The organism is Aureispira anguillae, assembly GCF_026000115.1.
Lineage (GTDB): Bacteria > Bacteroidota > Bacteroidia > Chitinophagales > Saprospiraceae > Aureispira > Aureispira anguillae.
Window position 1 is genome coordinate 154100 of sequence record NZ_AP026867.1, and the last position, 20979, is coordinate 175078.

The 20979-nt window shown below is 37.7% G+C and carries 19 protein-coding genes; 18 read left to right on the forward strand and 1 reads right to left on the reverse strand.

The genetic code is table 11. The features are described from left to right. Positions 1 to 163 precede the first annotated feature (163 nt). The 17 genes from AsAng_RS00605 (at position 164) to AsAng_RS00685 (ending at position 17831) form a co-directional block, all read left to right on the forward strand. Positions 164 to 412, forward strand: a complete 249-nt coding sequence (locus AsAng_RS00605; protein ID WP_264790828.1) for a heavy metal-binding domain-containing protein — start codon at positions 164 to 166, stop codon at positions 410 to 412. An 83-nt stretch (positions 413 to 495) separates the two neighbouring features. After that, a complete protein-coding gene (locus tag AsAng_RS00610) occupies positions 496 to 1185 on the forward strand; it encodes a T9SS type A sorting domain-containing protein (protein ID WP_264790829.1) in 690 nt (229 codons plus the stop codon). Beyond that, entirely contained in the window at positions 1182 to 2042 is an 861-nt protein-coding gene (locus tag AsAng_RS00615; protein WP_264790830.1) for a multicopper oxidase domain-containing protein, read from the forward strand. Before AsAng_RS00610 ends, AsAng_RS00615 begins: the two co-directional genes overlap by 4 nt. Position 2043: 1 nt before the next feature. Beyond that, a complete protein-coding gene (locus AsAng_RS00620) occupies positions 2044 to 3282 on the forward strand; it encodes a multicopper oxidase domain-containing protein (protein WP_264790831.1) in 1239 nt (412 codons plus the stop codon). A 6-nt stretch (positions 3283 to 3288) separates the two neighbouring features. Beyond that, entirely contained in the window at positions 3289 to 4269 is a 981-nt protein-coding gene (locus AsAng_RS00625; protein ID WP_264790832.1) for an MbnP family protein, read from the forward strand. Between the two features lie 87 nt (positions 4270 to 4356). Continuing rightward, on the forward strand, positions 4357 to 5370 hold the full coding sequence (locus AsAng_RS00630) for a cytochrome-c peroxidase (protein ID WP_264790833.1): 1014 nt from the start codon (positions 4357 to 4359) through the stop codon (positions 5368 to 5370). 83 nt (positions 5371 to 5453) lie between these two features. Next, positions 5454 to 6404 (forward strand): OmpA family protein, encoded by a 951-nt coding sequence (locus AsAng_RS00635; RefSeq protein WP_264790834.1) that lies wholly within the window; start codon positions 5454 to 5456, stop codon positions 6402 to 6404. 134 nt (positions 6405 to 6538) lie between these two features. Next, on the forward strand, positions 6539 to 8272 hold the full coding sequence (locus AsAng_RS00640; RefSeq protein ID WP_264790835.1) for a hypothetical protein: 1734 nt from the start codon (positions 6539 to 6541) through the stop codon (positions 8270 to 8272). A 279-nt stretch (positions 8273 to 8551) separates the two neighbouring features. Then, positions 8552 to 10447 (forward strand): CHAT domain-containing protein, encoded by a 1896-nt coding sequence (locus AsAng_RS00645; protein ID WP_264790836.1) that lies wholly within the window; start codon positions 8552 to 8554, stop codon positions 10445 to 10447. A gap of 73 nt (positions 10448 to 10520) precedes the next feature. After that, positions 10521 to 11585, forward strand: coding sequence for an ATP-binding protein (locus AsAng_RS00650; RefSeq protein WP_264790837.1), 1065 nt, complete (start codon positions 10521 to 10523; stop codon positions 11583 to 11585). Between the two features lie 21 nt (positions 11586 to 11606). Continuing rightward, complete coding sequence (locus AsAng_RS00655) at positions 11607 to 12332, forward strand: hypothetical protein (RefSeq protein WP_264790838.1); 726 nt, start codon at positions 11607 to 11609, stop codon at positions 12330 to 12332. Between the two features lie 30 nt (positions 12333 to 12362). After that, the gene (locus tag AsAng_RS00660) at positions 12363 to 12827 is read left to right on the forward strand and encodes a hypothetical protein (RefSeq protein ID WP_264790839.1); all 465 of its coding nucleotides are present in this window, start codon (positions 12363 to 12365) and stop codon (positions 12825 to 12827) included. A 4-nt stretch (positions 12828 to 12831) separates the two neighbouring features. Then, positions 12832 to 14214, forward strand: coding sequence for a S41 family peptidase (locus AsAng_RS00665; RefSeq protein WP_264790840.1), 1383 nt, complete (start codon positions 12832 to 12834; stop codon positions 14212 to 14214). A 51-nt stretch (positions 14215 to 14265) separates the two neighbouring features. Next, complete coding sequence (locus tag AsAng_RS00670) at positions 14266 to 15366, forward strand: T9SS type A sorting domain-containing protein (RefSeq protein ID WP_264790841.1); 1101 nt, start codon at positions 14266 to 14268, stop codon at positions 15364 to 15366. Between the two features lie 124 nt (positions 15367 to 15490). Further along, a complete protein-coding gene (locus AsAng_RS00675; protein WP_264790842.1) occupies positions 15491 to 16009 on the forward strand; it encodes a TetR/AcrR family transcriptional regulator in 519 nt (172 codons plus the stop codon). A 26-nt stretch (positions 16010 to 16035) separates the two neighbouring features. After that, positions 16036 to 17229 (forward strand): FAD-dependent monooxygenase, encoded by a 1194-nt coding sequence (locus AsAng_RS00680; protein WP_264790843.1) that lies wholly within the window; start codon positions 16036 to 16038, stop codon positions 17227 to 17229. Next, complete coding sequence (locus AsAng_RS00685; protein WP_264790844.1) at positions 17229 to 17831, forward strand: class I SAM-dependent methyltransferase; 603 nt, start codon at positions 17229 to 17231, stop codon at positions 17829 to 17831. The genes AsAng_RS00680 and AsAng_RS00685 overlap by 1 nt, the downstream gene beginning before the upstream one ends. Positions 17832 to 17931: 100 nt before the next feature. Here AsAng_RS00685 and AsAng_RS00690 read toward each other — a convergent pair whose 3' ends face one another. Further along, a complete protein-coding gene (locus AsAng_RS00690; RefSeq protein ID WP_264790845.1) occupies positions 17932 to 20223 on the reverse strand; it encodes a tail fiber domain-containing protein in 2292 nt (763 codons plus the stop codon). Positions 20224 to 20682: 459 nt separating this feature from the next. Here AsAng_RS00690 and AsAng_RS00695 point away from each other — a divergent pair, with 459 nt between their 5' ends. Continuing rightward, positions 20683 to 20979: a hypothetical protein gene (locus AsAng_RS00695; RefSeq protein ID WP_264790846.1), complete on the forward strand. Its 297-nt coding sequence runs from the start codon at positions 20683 to 20685 to the stop codon at positions 20977 to 20979.

Here is a 20979-nt window from a genome sequence, read left to right on the forward strand (position 1 = left end):
TATGTTCATACTTAACTATTAATTATGTTTTTTGATCACTCAAAAAGCATTAATTATTTTGTGAATAAAAACGCATCTTTTTGATAATCAACTGTGTAGTGCTCATGTGATAATCTAATGCGATTTTACCACGAAATAATGTAATACATAAAAACAATTTGAAATGAAAAGCATCTATAAAATTCTTTCTTTAGCTGTATTGTTATTTGCCTTAAACGCTTGTGCTTTTGAGGTGGACTCTTCAGAGCATAAAACCGACCAAGTAGAACAAACTGGAAAAGAGTATACCGCTGCCTATATTTGTCCTATGCATTGTGAAGGAAGTGGGAGTGAAAAAGAGGGCGCTTGCCCCATCTGCGGTATGGATTATGTCAAAAATGAGCAACATAACCACGATAGCCATAGCCACTAATTCCATTTAATTTTTTAATCATTAGGTTCTCAATATCAATTCAATAAATTGATATTGGGGATCGTTTATAAAAATATAACAACATGAAATATCTATATATAGCATTAGTCCTTCTAATAACACAAGCGAATCTTCAAGCACAGACTTATACCATACAGCCGAATGATACGGTATCGACTATCTTGGCACTCAATACCTATACGGATCTAAATATTGAGTTGTTAAAAGTAAATCCTGCGGATAGCGTTACATTGGGCTATACTGTAGTGCATAATGATATGCCCGCTAGTTGGGATCAATTACTTTGTGTTTATGGGCTGTGTGTAGGGTCTAATTTCCCTGTAGGCACCAATGGAACAATGAGTCCATTGACAGGAGGAAATCGTGGTTTTGTAAAGTTGACGATTAATCCCTTATCACTCGATCAGTCGGCAATGTTCCAAATGTATGTCTACGATATTAATAATCCAACAAATGGAGATACACTGACCTATTTAATAGAAGCCACCACGCCAATTGGTTATTTAGAAAACGACCATAGCCTTTCTGTTTATCCGAACCCTGCAACCAATCAAATTCAATTAGAAAGCGATAAAGATTGGATTCATTCTGTTGAAATTTATGCCCTAAATGGACAATTGGTGCAGACTGAAACCAGCTTGCATACGCAACGATTGAGCCTAAATATAGAAGATTTAGAGCAAGGAATTTATACTATAAAAACAAGCACTACCAATAATGCAATTCGCATTCAAAAACTAATTGTCAAATGAGATTGATTTATTATTGGTGCCTATTGATTTGCTTACCTACATTGGCACAAGCTACTACGGTTTCTGAAACCATCTACATCAATAGAGATTCTATGGAGACGGTACTAGGAGAAAAATTTCCTTACACAGCGTTTAATCTTAGTCCCAGTTTTGAGCAGCGCAATGCTTTGATTGAATTATCAGTAGGTGATTCGTTAGATTTGTGGGTGGTTAATAACGATAGCATTAGCCACCAATTTGCAATCAAGGGAACAGCGATTGTTCCTCAGAATATCTCCGCAGGCGACTCTGTACGAGTTCAGGCATTGTTTGCCACAATGGGATTGTTTATTTACTATGATAATTTAAATTATCCAGAAAATGTTTATATGGGCTTGGCAGGAGGTATTTACGTGAAGGAAAGCAATCACGCCCATTTTTATTGGAACATCAAAGAGCATCAAGCTAGTTGGAATACTGCATTGGCAAATCAAGGAGTGGTGAATTGGGCAACTTACACGCCTGATTATTTTACCATTAATGGAAATAGTAACCCCGCCATCAACCTTGATCCAACTGCTCGAATTACAGGACAGGTGGGAGATACTTTGCTTTTGTCTATGGTAAATACTGGGCAAAGTATTCACAGCATGCATTTTCATGGGTACCATGTTCAAATACGTTATTCGAGTAAATTTCCCCATCATGTAGGGCGTAGCAAAGATACGGTTCCCATTTATCCGATGGAGACGTTATTGCTTGAGATTGTACCCGATAAAGAGGGGGAGTACCCTGTACACGATCATAACTTAGTAGCAGTTACCGCAAATGATATTTATCCCAACGGGATGTTTTCTACCATTTTAATCACACCTTGATATGAAAAAACAATTTTTAATCATACTTCTTTTGAATATTGGGGCAGGGGCATTGTGGGGACAGCAAGTGAATCAATTGATTTTTGCCAAAATTAATGGTGCTTATCCCATGTGGGATGGAACGATTGTCAAAACAATGGGCTTCACTTATACGCTAAATGCAGCAATTGATATTCCATCTCCAACCTTAGTGTTTAACGAGGGAGATACGGTCAAATTGACCTTATGGAACAAATCGCAAGGTGCGCCTCATACCATCCATTTGCATGGTTTGGATGTCGATCAACAAAATGATGGTGTTCCCCATTTATCGTTTGACATAGCTCATGATGACAAAGGCGATTATCATTTTGTTGCGCCACATGCAGGAACTTATTTGTATCATTGCCATGTCGTTTCTACCTTGCATGTACAAGCAGGAATGTATGGAATGTTGATTGTTCGTCCTTCTGATGGCAGTCAAACGGCATGGAACAATGGTCCTGCTTACGATACGGAATTGGCTTGGTTAATGTCAGAAGTTGATACAGTTTGGCATCATGATACAATTATCAACCATCCACATGATACTACACAAACCCAGCATCACCTTCCAGAACGTTATTTGCCACAATACTTTTTGGTCAATGGAAAAGCAGAGCAACAATTAGCAGCGCAGGGAATGGCGGTTACGGGGAGTGCGAATGAAGTCTTTTATTTGAGGTTGGCAAATATTGGGAATTATGGAAATCGATTGATTTTACCTGCGGGGCTTCACGCTCGAATTATCGCCTCAGATGGACGGCCATTGCCCCATGAAGAACAAGCGGATACGCTCCTGATTTTTCCAGGAGAACGTTATGGCGTTTTATTGGAACCTACGGCTGAGTTTACCGATACGATCAAAATTGACTACTTAGATTTAAATACGCAAATAACAATCAATACACAGCAAATTCCCGTTGCAATAGCGGGATTTTTTGGAACAGAATCATTAAATAAACTACCTTTAGCTTGCACTTTGTTTCCCAATCCAACCAACGATTATTTAGAAGGAGAAATAACTTTAGAAAAAGAAGAATTAATTTTAGGGAAATGGATAGGGATAAATGGTCGTGTTCTTTCAACATTTGAACAGCAAGGCTTTGCTGGTGTCAATTCATTACAATTGAACACCCAAAATCTTCAATCGGGAATCTATTTTTTGCAGTTACAAACAGCAACTAGACAAACAATTAAAAAAATTACAATACAACAATAATTTATTATGAAAAACATTATTCTAAGTATACTCTTGTTAACCGTGGTTAACCTCATACAGGCGCAGCAAAATGTCGTGTTGCATTTTAATCATTTGATAGAAAGTGCGCCATTGCAATTGAATACAGGAACCGTTTATAATACCTTAAATGGTGTTTTTAAGGTTTCACGAACCGAATATTACTTGTCGGGTATCGAATTGGTGCACGATGGAGGGCAGGTAACAGCCCTAAATGGAACTTATTTGTTGGTAAATGGAGGAACTGCGGATTATAATTTAGGAATGCATAATGTGACGAATATAGAAGGAATTCGTTTTGATGTTGGGGTGGACTCAGTGAGCAATCATTTAGATCCTACCACTTATGTAGCAGGGCATCCTCTAGGACCGCAATTACCATCAATGCATTGGGGATGGACAGCAGGTTACAAATTTCTTGTTTTTGATGGAGAAGCAGATGGAACTGGCGGCGGTGTTCCAAATACGACCATGGAATTTCATGCAATTGGAGATAATTATTTAACCAATATTGATCTCAATGTTACCAATGCAACAGCAACGACAGGAAATACAACCACCATTAATCTAAATGCAGACTACAACCGTTTGTTTACAGGAGTTAATATGGCAACCATTTATCATGGGCAAGGAGGAGTGATGAATCGAGTCATCGGGAATTTAGCAACGTTTAATGTTTTCTTTGCGGATAATACAACAGCCGTTAAAGATATTCCAACTACAATAGCATTAAGTGCAATCCCTAATCCTGCAATTGACCTAACGTTTATTGCATATCATTTTGAAACCAATCAATCGCTTCGTTTATTGCTAACCGACCAATTGGGGAGAACGGTAAAAACGGTGGAAAATTTACCCAGCCAAGGTGAATTAGAGCTTGTGACCAAAGATTTGGCGAAAGGAGTATACCACTACTCGTTCTTAGCAGACCAACAATTAATTGCTACTCGCAAATTAATCGTACAGTAAATGGGGACTGCTGCCCAATTTTAAAATATTACTTAAGTACGTGACATTAGTGTTGCGTACTTATTTATTTACCCAACGTAGAAAAATATGCAACGATTCGTCTTATTACTCATTTGGTCTAGTATTTTGATTGGTGGCATAATGGGCTGTGTAGTAGTAGAACTGAATGGCCCTGCTTTTTCTACTGATTTTCCTGTTTTAAAACATCCCAAAGGAAATGAATTAACGGCTTTGCGAGTAGAATTGGGGCGTAGACTTTTTTATGATCCCATTCTATCTAGAGACTCTACAATCTCCTGTAGTTCTTGCCACAAACAACAATATGCTTTTGCTGACAATTTGCCAACTAGTCCTGGTGTAGAGGGACGAAAAGGCGTACAGAATGCTCCCTCCTTGGGCAATATTGGTTATGCAACTTCCTTTACACGAGCAGGAGGGGTGCCCACCCTAGAAATGCAAATTTTAGTCCCAATACAGGAAGCCCATGAATTTGATTTTAATATTCTTCTGATTGCAAAGCGATTAACTCAAATACCGCTTTATGACAGCCTGAGTCGTTTGGCGTACAATCGAATTCCCGACCCCTTTGTCATCACTCGATCGCTTGCAGCATTTGAGCGCACCTTATTAACCAAGGAATCCGCTTATGATCAATATGTGTATCAGCAAGAAAAAAAAGCACTATCTAAGGCTGCCAAGCGAGGGCTAAAATTATTTATGAGCGATCGGACGAATTGCTCTAAATGCCATACACCGCCCCATTTTTCTAATTTTGCTTTTGAAAACAATGGGTTATATGAGGTCTATGCCGATTCGGGGAGAATGCGATTGACACATATAGAAGCAGATCGGGCTTTGTTTAAAGTACCTTCCTTAAGGAATGTTGCGCTGACGGCTCCTTATATGCACGATGGTAGCATGGCTTCCTTGACGGCTGTAGTGAACCATTATAACAAGGGGGCTGTTGTTCATAAAAATAAGAATTCTTTGATTAAGCCCCTAGGTTTATCTGCTAAAGAGCAGAACGATCTAATTTGTTTTTTAGAAGCGTTGACCGATAGAAACTTTATTGCCAATCCTGCTTTGGGAAATCCTAATTAAGAGATTCGAAAAAAAAAGCATATATTACACTAAGTAAGTTTTGCGTATTTTTTATATTAAATCTTCATTGTTAATTAAATAAAATGTTACGATTTCTATTAGGCTTGAGCATTTTTGTGGTGTGGGCTGTTTTTGCTCGCAATTATTACATCTGCGAAATAAAGGGAGAATGTGGTCCACCTTTGGTGGATGTTGATTCCTCTTTTTTAGAAAATATTCCCCAAACCTTAGACTTAACAGCAGGGGAACATGTTATTTTGGATAATTATCCGCAATTTTATTTTGACCATGCAAGCCATGCTTATACCTATGTAGATGGGAATGAAAAATTTTTGAGTTTGGTCGCTACTTTTTTGAAAGAGCATCCTGCGGATTCTATCAAGCTTTGGGTAACAGGGTATTATTTAGAAGATGAAAAAGAAGCGATTGTAAACAGCCAATTGTACAATGATTTGGGGATAGCAAGAGCGCACACCATTATAGATAAATTGATCCATGAGTATAAGGTTGCTAAATCCAGAATTAAGGCGCAATCAAAATTGGCGTCTGATTATCCAATGTTAGAATCGTTGTCTTTTGATATAGAGGGCTATGTGCCACCGATGGAGATTGCTGCAACAGAAGAAGACACTGCGCTTTTGGAACAGATCAAAACTTCTGTCAAAAATATAACGTATACAGATAAAAGTGCCAAGTTTGAGTACAATTCAGGAACATTTAAACCAAGTCGATCTTTTGATGTTTATGTCGATTCTTTGAAACACTATTTTGAGCGCAACCCCAATGATTATCTGGTTATTATTGGGCACACAGATAGTAAGGGGAATGCTGCCTATAATCAACGATTGGGACTTAAAAGGGCGAAATCAGTTAAGGCGTATTTAAAAGAGCATGATCTAGTGGTGACGATAAAAACGCAATCCAAAGGAAAAACCAGCCCAATGGTCGAAGACAAAAATCCAGATGGTAGTTATAATATTGAGGCAATGGCAAAAAATCGACGAGTAAATATTATAATAAAATCTACAAATTAAGTATTATTGTTAGTCGTAGATTGCTTATCGTTCTGTATTTTTTTGGAGGAATCTTTTAAAGTAAAAAACAACTTCACCCGTTGCAAGTTTGATTACCCAAATTTAAATTTTAATACCTAAATACCAATTTGTTCATGCAAGAAGCATTTCTAAAACTAATTAGTGGCGATTTTACAACAAACCTCGCTTTTGGGATTATAGTAGCTATTTCTTTCTTATTGGGGATGCTAGTTTGGGCTTTGTTGGCACATTTTCCCGCTTCCCGTCAACTCAAAAAGCTAAATAAAGAACTGGAGGGTGAAAATACCGTCTTGAAGAAGGACAATAAAGACCTTTCTGAGCGTTATACAGTTGTTCAGGCAAAGTTTAATCGAACAAACGAAGATTTGCAAACCGCAGAGGCAAATCTTAAGGAGAAAAACGAGAAAGTAAATCAACAGCTAAAAAAGATAAAATTCTTATCCGAAGAGTTAGAATTGTACAAGGATAATGCTCGAAATTTTAAAGAGGCAAATGAAAAGTTGTTGGAGGAGCATAAGAGAATGGCTAAGGAGCATGAAGAAATGCAGCTTAAAGTGGAGGACATAAAGGGCTTAATTGAGGAAGTTGAGCAAGAGAAAGGAGAAATGCTCAAAGGTCACTTGGAAGTGTCGGATGCCAAATTGATAGCCGATAAAGCGTTAAAAACGACAACAGACGAGTTGGAAAAAGCAGCAGAACGAATTGAATTGTTGAAAAAAGACTTGGATGCTGCTTTAGAACAAAAGGCAGAACTGAAAAAAATGTTGCTTACGTTAGAGGCAACGCAAGAATTGGATGGAACCAATGACGATGATTTGAAGATTCAATTGGTGGGCTTAAAGGCGCACATTCAAGATTTAGAGGCAGAGAATAGTGATCTGATGGAGCGTTTAGCGCCTTATTTAGCTAAGGAACACTCGGATGAACAGGAAGAAAAAGAAATGGATGAACTCTTAGTTAATCTATTGGTCGAGGCAGAAGAGAATATGAAAGAGGATGGATTTTATGTAGATTACGATGAAAGTCAACTGATTGAAGATAAAATTTATTTAGAAAAAACATTGGCGGAAGAAGCCAAAACAGAATTGCCTACTGCTGAGGAAGAGGAGGAGGTAACTTTGGAAGGCGAGGAAGAGGAAGCGATGAACCATGCTTTAACAGCGGCGGATACTGCTATGGGGATGCAAGGGTTTTATGAGGATATGGACGAGGCAATTTTGAGGCAACCTGCAACAGAAATAGAGCAGGTGTCGGACGATGATTTAATGGAACAGCATTTGGCACATACGGCTGAAGTAATGGACAAGGTTTTATTTTTTAGTGAGGAGGTGCCTCGTGATAGTTTGATTGAGAATGAAACCTTATTGGATAATGAGTTGCCTAAATTTGTTTTTGCAGAACAGCCTTCTGACGAATCTGAGGAGCAACTTGTTCTAACCCATACAGATCATGAGGATATGAACAATGCATTAGACCAAGCAACAATGGCCATGGATGCAGAGGGATTGTATGCGCCTATAGACACGCAAAAATTGATAGCCTCTGAAGAGGATTCCATAGGAGAAAAGACAGAAAACCAGAAACATTCTGAATCTACTATTTTACAAGAAATTGGTCGTTCTATCCCAAAAGCTTTATCAAATCAAAAGGATGATTTGCAGCAAATTGACGGAATTGGGCTATTTATCGAACAGCGTTTGAATGAATTAGGAATTTATACGTACGAGCAAATTAGTCAATTTGATACAACTTTTATTGCCAAATTAGGGGCAGTTTTAGGATTTTCAGAACAAACAATAGCTAGAGATAAATGGGTAGAACAAGCGCAAGCTTTATTGGATCAATAAGATCAACACTCCTCTGCAATCATTAACAGAGTATCAATAAAAATATTACTCCGCTAGAAAACCGAACCCAGCTTGCTGGTGATAACGAACCGACCTCAGGGAGCTCATAAACGCTAGCGCACTAGCTAATCTAGCACCGTAGGTACCACATAAACGTAGTGCACGAGTAGCTTGGTACTATGTACCAACTGGAATGCCTAGCAACGCAGTTAATCAGCGGAGTATTATAAAAAACATAACTAGATCACAAAACTAACATAACACGAAACACAACTATATATGATTGAACGTCCTGTCATATTATTGACATTTGCAAATCAGCAGGATGCTTATCTAGATTATCTAAAAAACGAAAGCAAGCGGCTTAATTATATCCTGAGTACACACCATGACAAGGGAACTATAGAAGTTTTTAGAGAAGAAAGCTCTACTGTTGATGACATCAAAACTGCAATCGAACGCTTTGACAAACGGATCGCCATTTTTCATTATGGTGGGCATGCCGATGGCGGAAGCCTGCGTTTTGAAGGGGGAGATGGAAATGCTGCTGGTTTGGCAGAATTGTTGGGGCAGTTGCCCAATTTGAAGTTGGTGTTCTTGAATGGTTGTTCCACTCAGGCTCAGGTTAAATTTTTATTGGATAATGGGGTGAAAGCTGTTATTGCAACGGCAGTATCGATTAATGATGAAAAAGCAGTTGTTTTTGCAGAAGATTTTTATCGTGCGTTCTCCAATGGACATACCATTGGCTCTGCTTTTCGTAGAGCAGTGGCCAATATGAAGTTTGCTTATGGTGGTGATTTTGGAGCAACTATTGTTCGCAAGGGAGAGGCGGTTGTTCATGCGGATGAAGAAAAAATGCCTTGGGGATTGTATCTAAATGACGATAGTGACGATGCCTTAAATTGGGAGATGCCGACTTATTATCCTACCGATACGACCAAAACGGAGGCGATTGATAAGGAAAAATTCAAGGTCAATATGCACATTGAGGATGTTATCTATCCCATGTTTGATATTAAGCCAGAATTAGAAGCCTTATGCGCTTATGAGGATGACGAAGAGCTAGATCCCAGAGCAGTGTTGTTGCAAATTATTCAAAATTTCCCTTGGCCAATTGGTGCACAAATAAGGTTGTTGGTTGCCAAAGATGGCGACATGGATACCCCATCTGTTGAACGACTGAAACAGATTGTGAGTGTGTATAGCATGACCAGTCAGTTTCTATTTTATATTGTGATGTCTCAAATGTGGGACGAAAAACGAGCGGCTACCTTTAATTCCAAGGGCTATTTGGTGGATATGCTTTATATCAACAAAAAACAGTTTGGACAATTTGATTATTTTAAAAACTTCATTGATGGAACCAAACTCCTGATGGATGCAGATTGTGAACCTGTTATTAAAGATTTTTTGACGGTTGTTGAAGATTTTGATGCGCATTCAGAATTGTATGAGGCTTACCTTTATTTGGAATCGATTCGCTCTGCAATTCATACCAACAATATGGAGGTATTGGAAGCCAAGACGTATGAAAAATGCGTAGAGGGAGAATATTATTTATCGACAATACTGTACCATCTAGCATTTATGATAAAATACGATTTGGTTACGGTGCGTGATATTCATGTGGTGAACCATAGAAATATGGATACAGAATTTAATCATTTTATTAGTCGATTGAACGTTAAGGTTGGAGATATTGCAGTGAGTGAAGGAAGCAAAAAAATCAAAGCAAGGATTTACAAGACCTTTACCAATAATTCATCTGTTATTTTAACTTCTAACATACAAGACCCTTCTACTTTTTTAAACCTTTCTCCTTTTATTATTGACAAAAATGCCTTTAGAGATGGGTTAACAGAAGATAGGGCTACCGAGCAACAATTGTTTATGTATGCTCACCGAGAAGATGGGGAAGACCCCAAAAGAGATTATCAATACTATGCTACCTTTCACAATATTTATGTAGCAAAAGAGCGGGTATCTGATCAATTTTTGATCAATGCAGCTGTTGGAGCAGCTAAGGACAGCGAGGAGTCTAATACTAGGAGCACTAGAAGCCGACGATCTTCTAGGCGTAGACGTAGGTCTACAACGACTACAGAGGTAATCAACCCTTATGCTGTTCTCAAGCAACAATTTGAGATTTTAGAAAGAGATTTAATCCGTTAGAGCAGAGGAGAAATTAAAGGCTCGCATTAAACAATTTTAAAAATCTCCCATCATTTGTTAAAAATTAGCTCTTATGACAAAAGAAGTAAAAAGTCCGTTCAAGTTTTTGGATTCTTACGATAAGAAAGATAAGGATATCTTTTTTGGTAGAAAACAAGAAACCTATGAACTTTATGATAGAATAATGGAAACCAACTTAGTCCTACTTTATGGGGCTTCTGGTACTGGTAAAACAAGTTTGATTAATTGTGGTTTAGGCAATGAGTTTGAATCGACCGATTGGCATCCTATTTTTATCCGTAGAAAGGATAATATTATGGAAGCAATGCGAGAGGAATTTCAGCGACATGCCGTTAAAAAAATCAAACCAACTACTTCCATTATTGAGCAAGTGCGCTCTTTGTATTTGGATTATTTTAAGCCAATATATCTTATTTTTGATCAATTCGAAGAAATCTTTATCCTTGGTGATAAGGAGGAGCAAAAGTTGTTCTTTGAAACCATTTACCAGTTGTTAGAAGAAAATTTGCAATGCAAAGTATTGATCTCAATGCGAGAAGAGTACATTGCTTATTTATCAGAATTTGAAGAAATTATTCCTTATTTGTTTGACAATCGTTTGAGGGTTGAAAAAATGAATAGCAAAAATTTGAAGGATGTAATAGAAGGAACTGCGGTCAAATTTAATATCAAATTGCAGAATGGGGCAAAGAATATTTCTGAATTGATTATTGAAAAGCTGAGAGACAAAAATCACGAAATAGACCTCGCTAATTTGCAAGTATACTTGGATCGTTTGTACCAAATGGACAAAAAAAGAGATCCAGACAAAAAAGGAATTACGTTTGATGAGGCTTTGATTGTAAAAACGGGTAACTTAGAAGATGTTATGTCTCTTTTTTTGGATGAACAATTGTCGGTTTTGGATAAAGAATTGACCAAAAAATACAAAGATGTAAAAAAAGGCGCCCCTTTGGATATTTTATTTGAATTGGTAACCGACAATGGCACTAAACATGCTATAGATTTGGAGCAAGTTAAAAAACGCTTAAAACGTTCTAAAAATATAGCACCCAATGTCATTGATTACTGTGTTCAGCGATTTAAAGAAATGCGTATCCTCCGAGAACTTACATAATAACTAGATTAGAGATAGGATATGAAAATAGAATTAGCACACGACTTTATTGCCAAAAAAATATACCAAGAGGCTTCTCTCGAAGACAAAGCAAGGGCAAGTGCCACTAAGTTGCTGCACGAACGCTATCGTCATTACTTATCCTCTAAAAACTTATTGTTGACGGAGTATGATTTAATTTATATCAGACCGCATCTAGAACGGATGGATTTGAGCAGGGAGGAAGAGTTGTATGTTAAGGTGAGTAAACAAAAGATCAAAAAAGGAAAACGAATGGCTCGAGTCAAGGATGGGGCTATTGTCGCCTTGGTTTGTGGGATTGTATTTAGTACTTGGGGCTTGTGGGGCTGGCAGCAATTTTCTACTGTTTCCAAAGACTTGGCAGAAGCCCAAGATACCATTAATATTTTATTGAGGAACCAAACTCAAGAACCTTATCATACGATTCCTATAGCCGATTCTATTAATACCTCTTCTGTTCCCAATTTTTTTAAGACCATTAAGTTGGTCGGCAAGATTACGAATGAACAAAATAAGCCTGTAGCTGCTGCCTTGGTTCAGATAATGGGAGCCGAGGCTTATACCCAAGAAGATGGTACCTATGAATTGTATCTGATCCTTTCGCCTAAAAATATTGGGAATACCATACCACTTACCATTAGCAAAACCAATTACTTACCGCTTTCTCAAACCATAGATACCGATCAAACAGAGATTGATTTGGCGTTAACCCTAATAAGAGAATAAAGAATAGGCTTTTTAATAAATAGTAATATTATGACAACGTATCGTTTGGTTCTTTTTGTTTTTTTTCTAAGCATAATTATTAGCTGCCAAAATAAACAAGAAGGGGCTTATTATGACTTATTGGCTTCAGGGATTGAACTCTCTACCCAAGATACGACTGTTGCAAAGGTTGGGGAGCAATTGTTGTTTCCTTATTATTTTAGTGCAGGAGTACAGCCTATTTATTATCAACTGAATTATTTCAATTCGGATACTACCGTGCTTGAATATAAAAGAAACCCTACCTTTTATTTGGACGATGAAGATATTGATGGGGGACGTTCTGCTGGACTCTTTATTTTTGAAGGGAAGAAAGAAGGGCTTGCTCGATTAGAGTTTTATAACCTTCATGATAATGTGGTAGCCCATCAATTACCTGACGACGAGTTTGCAGAGTGGTTGCCCTTGCATAAAGATTTAGAAACCTCTGTTTGTTATATCAGGATAAAAAACTAAGTAGGTGAACAATGTTAGTGTGAAGTACATCTGGGTGTTTTGGTTGATGGCGATTGTTGTTGGAGGGAATGCCCAAGATATATCCGCCTTAAGTAAAGATGAGTTACAAGAAGATTTGGTGCATTTGTTAGCTGGTCTGGAACGTTATAATCCCGCTATGTATGCCTATAGCTCAAAAGAAGCATTTCGAAAAAGAATTACTACAATTCAAGCAGCGATTACTGCGCCAATGGATGCGCTTACATTCTATAAACATCTTTGTTTTGCGGTAGAAGGAGTCAACGAAGGACATGTGACAATAGGAACCGCAGCAGATCCTTTTTATGCTGGATTTTTGAAAGGAGACTATAAAAGTTTGCCTTTGAGTGTGCAATTTTTAGGAGAACAAGCCTATGTTTGGGACAACCTCAGTGCCAATAATGCGTTAGAACGTGGCGATGAAATTCTTAGTATTAATGGTCGGTCAATGGAGCAGATTAGGACACAGATTTTTAAGTATACTTTTTCGGATGGAGCTATTGAAACCTTTAAGCAGAAACGCTTAAGTAATGAATTGTCTGCTCGTTACTTTTGGTTTGTGGAACGCCCCGATTCTTTTGTGCTCAATTATAAAAAAAGAGGAGAAACAACCATTCGGCAAGTTCAATTAATGGCGCTGACTCGAACTGAGATGGCGAAGTGGTCGCTTCAGCGAAAATTAAAACGTAAACGCCCGCAGGGAATTAATAAAATTTATAATTTAACGATAGATCAGAACATCGCTACACTAACACTTCGAAGCTTTAACGAGGAAATTATCAAGGCGAATGAGCTTAAATCCTATGCTTTTTATGAGCGAATTTTTAAGCGTTTGAGACAAAATAAAGTCAAACATTTGATTCTTGATTTAAGAGATAACATAGGAGGAATGAAAGAATTTGGGGATGATTTATTGGCTTTTGCCCTTAAAAAGAAGCATAAAGGAATTTTTAGAGAATTGTTATCTTGGGATGGCAAAAAAGTAGCCGCTTCTTTTCCTAAACGCAACAAATGGTTCTTTAAAGGGAAGTGGTATATTTTAACCAATGGAGGAACCTATTCTACGGCTGCTCTAATTGCACAATACTTACATATTTATGCTGCCGCTGTTGTGATTGGTGCTGAAGCAGGCAGTCGATACGAAGGCTTTGCTGCTGGAACTTACCACCACCTAACGTTACCCAATTCTAAAATAAGAATAGCAATTCCTAATAAATGGGTAAAAAATAAACTGCTTCAACAACCTAAGCAGACCAACAGAGGATTGTTGCCAACTTATCCCATTCACATCACTATTGACGCTTTGTTAGAGGAACGAGATCTGGCTAAAGAAAAAGCCTTAGAGTTGATTCGAAACCCATCGTTTTAGATAGAAAATGCTACCATCTATTTTACTGATAATTTTAACATCTTATAAAGAATGAAACTTCTAATCATTTTTAGTTTCTGCGTGCTATGCTCTTGCTTAAATGCTCAAAGCAACGCTAATTTGTATTCTTTTTTTGTCGCAGGGCATACCTACGGAGAGATTGGACAGAATAATATTGGTTTACATCCTCCATTTAAAATGAAATTTGATTACATCAAAGGCAGGACTGAAATTCAATTTGGAATTTTGACAGGAGATATTGTTTCGCCGAATCCTGTTGCGCAAGATTGGGATGAAGTAGATTTGGATATTGACTCTTTGGGAATACCTGTTTATTTCTCTGCTGGAAATCACGATATGGAGAATAGACCCGTTTATGAAAGTCGATATGGTAGAACTTATTATGATTTTACCTTCCAAAACGATTTATTTATTGTGTTAGACCCTAATTTAGACCATTGGAATATTTCGGGAAACCAACTGGTTTATTTAAAAAATCTACTTCAAACTTCAGCAAGGACGGCAGATAATATTTATGTTTTTTTTCATCAAGTGCTTTGGAGGGAGCATGATAATAAATACAGCGATATAACCCCCAATTCGTTTGCAGGAAAAATTAATCCAACGGATCGAATTAACTTTTGGACAGAGGTAGAGCCCTTATTCCATGAATTACCCAATCGTGTTGTTATGTTTTCTGGTGATTTTGGTGGAGCTCCTTGGTCTACTCCTTTTATGTATGATACCTATGATAATATTACGTTCATTGGGAGTGGGATGGGAAAAAGAAACCAAGATAATTTTATTGTCGTAAATATAGATTCTAGTAAATCTATTGATTATGATTTAATCTGTCTAGAACATGCCGACCTTTATTGCCTGGGGGAGTTAACGGACTATCAAAAAACGGTAGAAGAAAGTAAATATGCTTGCTATCCTAATCCTACAGATGGTGAAATAACCATTAGATTGGCGACCGATGCTACCACTAAAATAGAGGTATTTAGTACTGCTGGGAAGTTGCTCCTACAAAAAAAATACGAACGAATATATCAGTCTCGTATTGATTTAGCTCCTTTTGATCAAGGACTTTATTTAATAAAAATAACGAGCCCATCACAAACTTCAATATTCAAAATCATCAAAAATTAATGCACTAGAGACACTATCCTTTGGTGCTTTTGGGGATGAGCTGAACTTTTTTAACGAAAAGATTGCTTTATTCCTTTTTTTGCTTTAGTTTTATGACTGAACGGTCGGTCGTAAAACTAAAGCAATGACAAAAAAAGAAAAAATTATACATACAGCGCTAACGCTATTTGCCAAGCATGGATATACAGAAACCTCCATTAGTAAAATAGCAAAAGAGGCGGGAGTCTCCAAAGGACTTACTTATACCCATTTTGAGAATAAAGAAGATCTATTAAAGGCAGTCGTTACCGAAACCTTAGTCAGCATGACAACAGGGTTGATTCAGGTAGAAGAATTGAACTTAAAGCATTTTTTGAGCTATTATTTTGAATTATTAAAGGCACAAAAAGAGCGCATTCGATTTTGTGTTTTATTGGTCATTCACCCCGAAACGCCTTCTGTAATAAAAGAACTGTTGGCCCAACAGCAAACCGAATTATTGCAAGTTTTAACGCATTTGTTAAGCCCTTTTTCTTCTGACAATTCTTCTTTGGAAGCTCAAATGTTATTGGCTACCCTAGATGGAATCACCCTAGAGTATATCACAAATTCAGATGAAGCAGTTTTGGAGAAAATGGAGGCCTACTTGATGCATAAATATTAAAGATTATCTCTACTTAATCCATAAAAATGAAGAATAAAAAAGTATTGATCTCAGGTGCTGGGATTGCAGGATTGACACTAGCATTTTTTCTCCAAAAAAATGGCTTTGAACCCATTGTTATTGAAAAAGCTAGTGGCTTAAGGGATGGGGGATATATGATTGATTTTTTCTCTTCGGGAGTACACGTTATAGAACAAATGGGATTGTTAGACACCCTAAAAGAAAGAGATCATGGATCTTCTATTGTTCGACAATATACCGATAAAGGCAAAAAAAGTATGACCTTGGACATTTCTGCTTTCCGAACTGCTCAAAAAGGGAAATTATTTAATTTTTTAAGAACAGATTTGGTCGATATCTTATATCAAACGATAAAAGACAAGGTAGAAATTCGATACAATACTTCTTTAAAAGCTGTACAGGAACATCCTACAGGGGTAGAGGTAACCTTTGAAGATGGAAAAACAGAGCAGTTTGATTTGTTGGTGGGGGCAGACGGTATACATTCTAATACTCGAAAATTGGTTTTCAGCGAAGATGAAGTAGAACAGTTTTTTTTGGGCTATTACGTAGCAGGAATAGAACATAATACTCCGCTTAACATCAAAGAGCATGAGGTATTGGCGATGACTATTCCCAACAAACAAATTATGACCTATACCACAGATTATCATACTGAAGCATGCAATACGAGTATTTTTGTGCTAAAAAGGGCAGAAAAATTACCAATGATGGAACACCAAGAACGAGTAGCATTACTGCGAAAAGAGTTTGAAACATTTATTCAACCTGTTCCTGAAATTTTAGAGACAGCCGCCAAACAGTCTAAGATGTATTTTGATGAAGTTTCCCAAATTCGATTAAAAGGAAATTGGTACAAAGGACGCACTATTTTGGTTGGCGATGCAGCCTATTGTATTACACTTTTGTCTGGGCAGGGAGCCTCAATGGCAATGACTGGAGCTTATTTACTGGCACAAAAATTAATTGAATTCAATGGTGATCCTACTAGATCTTATCCTATCTTTGAACAAGAATTGCGCCCCTTAGTAACCTCTATGCAAGAAAAAGCCATTAAGAATGTCGCTTCTTATTTGCCATCTTCTCGTTTTTCGATGTGGCTTAGGAATTTGTTAGCGCCCATTTTGTTTACTCGGCCATTTATACCTTTTCTAATACGACAATTGGGAGCGGTCAACTTTTTTGAAGCTAAAAAATAATGAATCTAAAAGCAGAATTTGGAAATATTGATATTTATTTATTTGACCAATTGTTAAAAGGGCGTTTTGAGCATTGCCAGCGAATTTTGGAAGTAGGCTGTGGAACGGGAAGAAACTTAACTTATTTCCTAAAGCGTGATTTTGAGGTGCATGGGGTCGATAAAAATCCTGAGGCAATTCGAGGCGTACAAAAGCTAGCCCAACAGTTAAATGCAAGTAATGATGGACAAAATTTTGTTGTTGCTGCGATTGAAAATTTACCTTATGAAGCTGCTTTTTTTGATGCCATAATTTGCAATGCCGTATTGCATTTTGCCAAGGATGCCAATCATTTTGATCAAATGTTGAACGCCATTTGGCGAGTACTAAAACCTCAGGGGCAATTATTTATTCGTTTGGCTTCGGACATAGGGATAGAAGATCTGGTTCAGCCCTTGGGGAATGGTCGTTTTTTATTGCCAGATGGTTCTGTACGCTTTTTGGTTAATGAAGCGCTATTGTTAGATTATACACAGCAATTGGGGGCAAAACTAACCGAATACATCAAAACTACTAATGTTCAAGGCTTGCGTTGCATGACAACTTGGTGTTTGCAAAAGTAAATTTAACAAGGGGGGACAATTTGAAAATGACATCGAATCGATCATTTTCAAATTGTCAAATTAGGAGATTAGATTTTCTATGTTATAATCTAAAAGCCAATTATTGAGCTTCTAATTTTTCAAGTCTATCCTCTAAGGCTTGAATTGCCGTTTGTAATTGCTGATTTTCCTTTTTTTGGTGTTCTATAATTTGCTGCTGTTCTTTGACAGAATTGACCAGAATATACAATAGATGCGTTCCACCATCATAATTTAAAATCTCTTCTTTATTCTCTGTTTCAGCAGTTTTGGCAATAAGACTAGAACCAATCATATAAGGGGCTACTTCTTGAACCTCTTGAGCGATAATACCTACATAATCTTTCCCATCGTCTACGGTGTTGTATAAACCATTGTATTTGAACGTGACAGGATTGATTTGCGTCAGTACATTTAAGCCATCAGAGAAGCGCACAATGTCTTTTTTAGTTCTTTTGTCAGAAGTTGCCGTCCATGTTCCACCTCCAGACTTGCTTGCGGTTCCGTTGACTTGCAAGGTGGTCGTTGGCACAGCTGTTCCCGTACCTAAACCAACATTTCCATTGGCATGAATTGACATGGCATTGGTGGCACTACCTCCATGATCGTTCCCTGTGTGTCCCGTCCAAAATCTCATGGCTTCCACAGAAGCTTGTGCATCATATCCAATAAAACCAGAATGATTGGTATTGGAAATACCTTTAAATTGGATCACAGGATGTTGTGCATGAAAAACAGCGGCACGAGAATAACCACTTGTCATTGTGGGGCCATTAGCGACATGCAAAGGAGCAGTAGGAGCGGTTGTTCCAGCCCCCAAATAGCCTTGAACGGCAACATCATGACGAGTAAGCCCTACCGAAGAATTATTCTTAAAATAGGTTAATCCTTCAGATTGCCCTGTGCCAGGAATGGTACGTGGATAAATATCAAATACTTGCTCGTAGATTCCTAGAAGGCTACCTGTTTCAAAGACTAAATCAGTATAAATTCCGTTTGTTCCCACTTGTAAGCCACCAGCAACTTGCAATTTTTTGCTGGGGGTAATGGTTCCAATTCCGACATTTCCAGTAGCAGTAATGGCAAGATCGATTTGATTGGTATTTTGTGTATGTAAAGTAAGCCCCGTACTACTGTTGCCCACTGAAATTCCAAAGATGTCGTTCACTCTACTGACAGCAAAATCAGCATAGACATTACCACTGCCTTCTGAAGTTCCCAAACGAATTCCTTGGTAAGCATCTCCTGTTGTTCCGTTGGTATGAAAACGAGCGATGTAATTGGTGTTACCGCCTTCATAAACCGATAAGCGCATATCTGGAGTACTGTTGTTGATACCAACGTAGCCATTGTTTTCAACCGTAAAAAAGCGTTGTGTTCCTGTTAGTCCACCAGAGCCATTGATTACCCCTGCTGTTTCATCGTTATGGTCGCTTAGACCTGTTTGGCGTTGAATAACAAAACGATCACTAGCGGCATAAGGGCGTCCAGCAAACCATTCATTTTGCCCTCCATTGTCGTACATAAAGGTTCCCAATCCTCTAGTATTACTGGCTTGATTGGCTTTCAAGACTAGACCAGCATTGATATAGCCTGATTGTTCTCCCTCAATCATTATATGACTAGGACCATCTCTATAAACGTGTAGTTTGTATAGGGGATCCGCCAAACCAATTCCCACATTGCCATCATTTTTTAGCATCAACTGATTGCTGTTCCAAGTCGCAGCATTGTCAGAAGCAGTTTCTAAAAATAAGTTGGCTCCAGTAGCCGCATTAGAAGCAGGATTGACGGAGCGAATGCGAGCACCTGCTACATAAGTAGGGCTGTTGTGACCAAATTCAACAATATTAATGTTGTTAACATCAGTACCTTGATCCCAAAGCCTTAATGCCATGTTCTCATGTATTCCTCCTCCTCCATAGAGCAAAGCCCATGGTGTTAAAATGTTGTCGCCATTTACCTCTAGTTTGGTAGAAGGAGTAACCGAACCAATCCCAACATTGCCATGTGTAAAAATATTATCGTTAATGTTATTGGGAGCTGTTGTTGTTCCTACTTCGTGCCAATCGTTGTCTGCATTCATCAATTGATCGCTCAATCGGTTCCACTTGGTTCCATCCCAATAGTAATAACCAACCCCAGTAGTCGTATTGGTATTATAAACTAATAAAGAAGTAGCAGGAGCTGTGACAGGAGCTGCTGCATTTAAATTGGGAATGTCAATTCTGGGTACTAAAAGCCCTCTATTGGCATCTTCTATGTCTAACTTAGCACTACTATGAGGGGTTGTTGTTCCAATTCCTACATTTTGGGCAATACTATTAGAAACAATAAATGCAAATAAAAGCGTTAAATTTATTATTTTAAGCATAATACAATAGTTAATCTACGCTAGCTTTTCTCCTCTATATTGCCGTTAAAAGCTTTGGTTAGGCGGTAGGACTATATTAGAGAATAAAGGGGGTAGATGATAATAAAAATGATAAGATATTTAGTCAAAAAGTTTTGTCATAACAATTGCAATCTAAACGATTTCTATAGGATGGGTAAGGCAGCTATCGCTAGGATAGTAGGGTAAATAACAATTGGAACTTTCAACTAAAAGGAACTAGGAGAGTGGTTTTTGATGCTTAAAAAAGGGACAATTCATATCGGGAGAATGGGGAGGGGATAGCATAAAAGTAGTGCTATTTTAGTTAAAAAAAATTATTTTTACTAATAATACTAGTAAGAGTGCCTAAACTTAATCATTTCTTGATCTTTTTTTAAGGATAAATCGCTTTAGTCTGAATGCAGGCTTCCTTTTGATGTAAACTAAAAATAAGAAAAAATGAAATTTCAAGGTGTTGATTTTGAGGAGATAAAAGGTAGGTTGATTGAAGTGCCTTTTGTGAATAAAGGAGGACGACGAATAGATGGGGCAGCGAGTTTATTTTTTCAGGTTGCAACGCAAAATTATTTTGTAAAGGTAACAACAGACAGCCTTTCTAGAGCAAACTTAAATCCCTATTTAAATCAATTGATAACCGTGAAGGCGTACCGAGCGGTTGGGGCTTGGGACAGTGATGATCCTATGGTTCAAAGTCGGGTTGGTGATTATATCGTAATAGTTAAAATTTTGGATTAG

Coding starts and splice junctions, on each gene's coding strand:
- AsAng_RS00605 (WP_264790828.1), top strand. CDS start 164: ATGAAAAGCATCTATAAAATTCTTTCTTTAGCTGTATTGTTATTTGCC.
- AsAng_RS00610 (WP_264790829.1), top strand. CDS start 496: ATGAAATATCTATATATAGCATTAGTCCTTCTAATAACACAAGCGAAT.
- AsAng_RS00615 (WP_264790830.1), top strand. CDS start 1,182: ATGAGATTGATTTATTATTGGTGCCTATTGATTTGCTTACCTACATTG.
- AsAng_RS00620 (WP_264790831.1), top strand. CDS start 2,044: ATGAAAAAACAATTTTTAATCATACTTCTTTTGAATATTGGGGCAGGG.
- AsAng_RS00625 (WP_264790832.1), top strand. CDS start 3,289: ATGAAAAACATTATTCTAAGTATACTCTTGTTAACCGTGGTTAACCTC.
- AsAng_RS00630 (WP_264790833.1), top strand. CDS start 4,357: ATGCAACGATTCGTCTTATTACTCATTTGGTCTAGTATTTTGATTGGT.
- AsAng_RS00635 (WP_264790834.1), top strand. CDS start 5,454: ATGTTACGATTTCTATTAGGCTTGAGCATTTTTGTGGTGTGGGCTGTT.
- AsAng_RS00640 (WP_264790835.1), top strand. CDS start 6,539: ATGCAAGAAGCATTTCTAAAACTAATTAGTGGCGATTTTACAACAAAC.
- AsAng_RS00645 (WP_264790836.1), top strand. CDS start 8,552: ATGATTGAACGTCCTGTCATATTATTGACATTTGCAAATCAGCAGGAT.
- AsAng_RS00650 (WP_264790837.1), top strand. CDS start 10,521: ATGACAAAAGAAGTAAAAAGTCCGTTCAAGTTTTTGGATTCTTACGAT.
- AsAng_RS00655 (WP_264790838.1), top strand. CDS start 11,607: ATGAAAATAGAATTAGCACACGACTTTATTGCCAAAAAAATATACCAA.
- AsAng_RS00660 (WP_264790839.1), top strand. CDS start 12,363: ATGACAACGTATCGTTTGGTTCTTTTTGTTTTTTTTCTAAGCATAATT.
- AsAng_RS00670 (WP_264790841.1), top strand. CDS start 14,266: ATGAAACTTCTAATCATTTTTAGTTTCTGCGTGCTATGCTCTTGCTTA.
- AsAng_RS00675 (WP_264790842.1), top strand. CDS start 15,491: ATGACAAAAAAAGAAAAAATTATACATACAGCGCTAACGCTATTTGCC.
- AsAng_RS00680 (WP_264790843.1), top strand. CDS start 16,036: ATGAAGAATAAAAAAGTATTGATCTCAGGTGCTGGGATTGCAGGATTG.
- AsAng_RS00685 (WP_264790844.1), top strand. CDS start 17,229: ATGAATCTAAAAGCAGAATTTGGAAATATTGATATTTATTTATTTGAC.
- AsAng_RS00690 (WP_264790845.1), bottom strand. CDS start 20,223: ATGCTTAAAATAATAAATTTAACGCTTTTATTTGCATTTATTGTTTCT.
- AsAng_RS00695 (WP_264790846.1), top strand. CDS start 20,683: ATGAAATTTCAAGGTGTTGATTTTGAGGAGATAAAAGGTAGGTTGATT.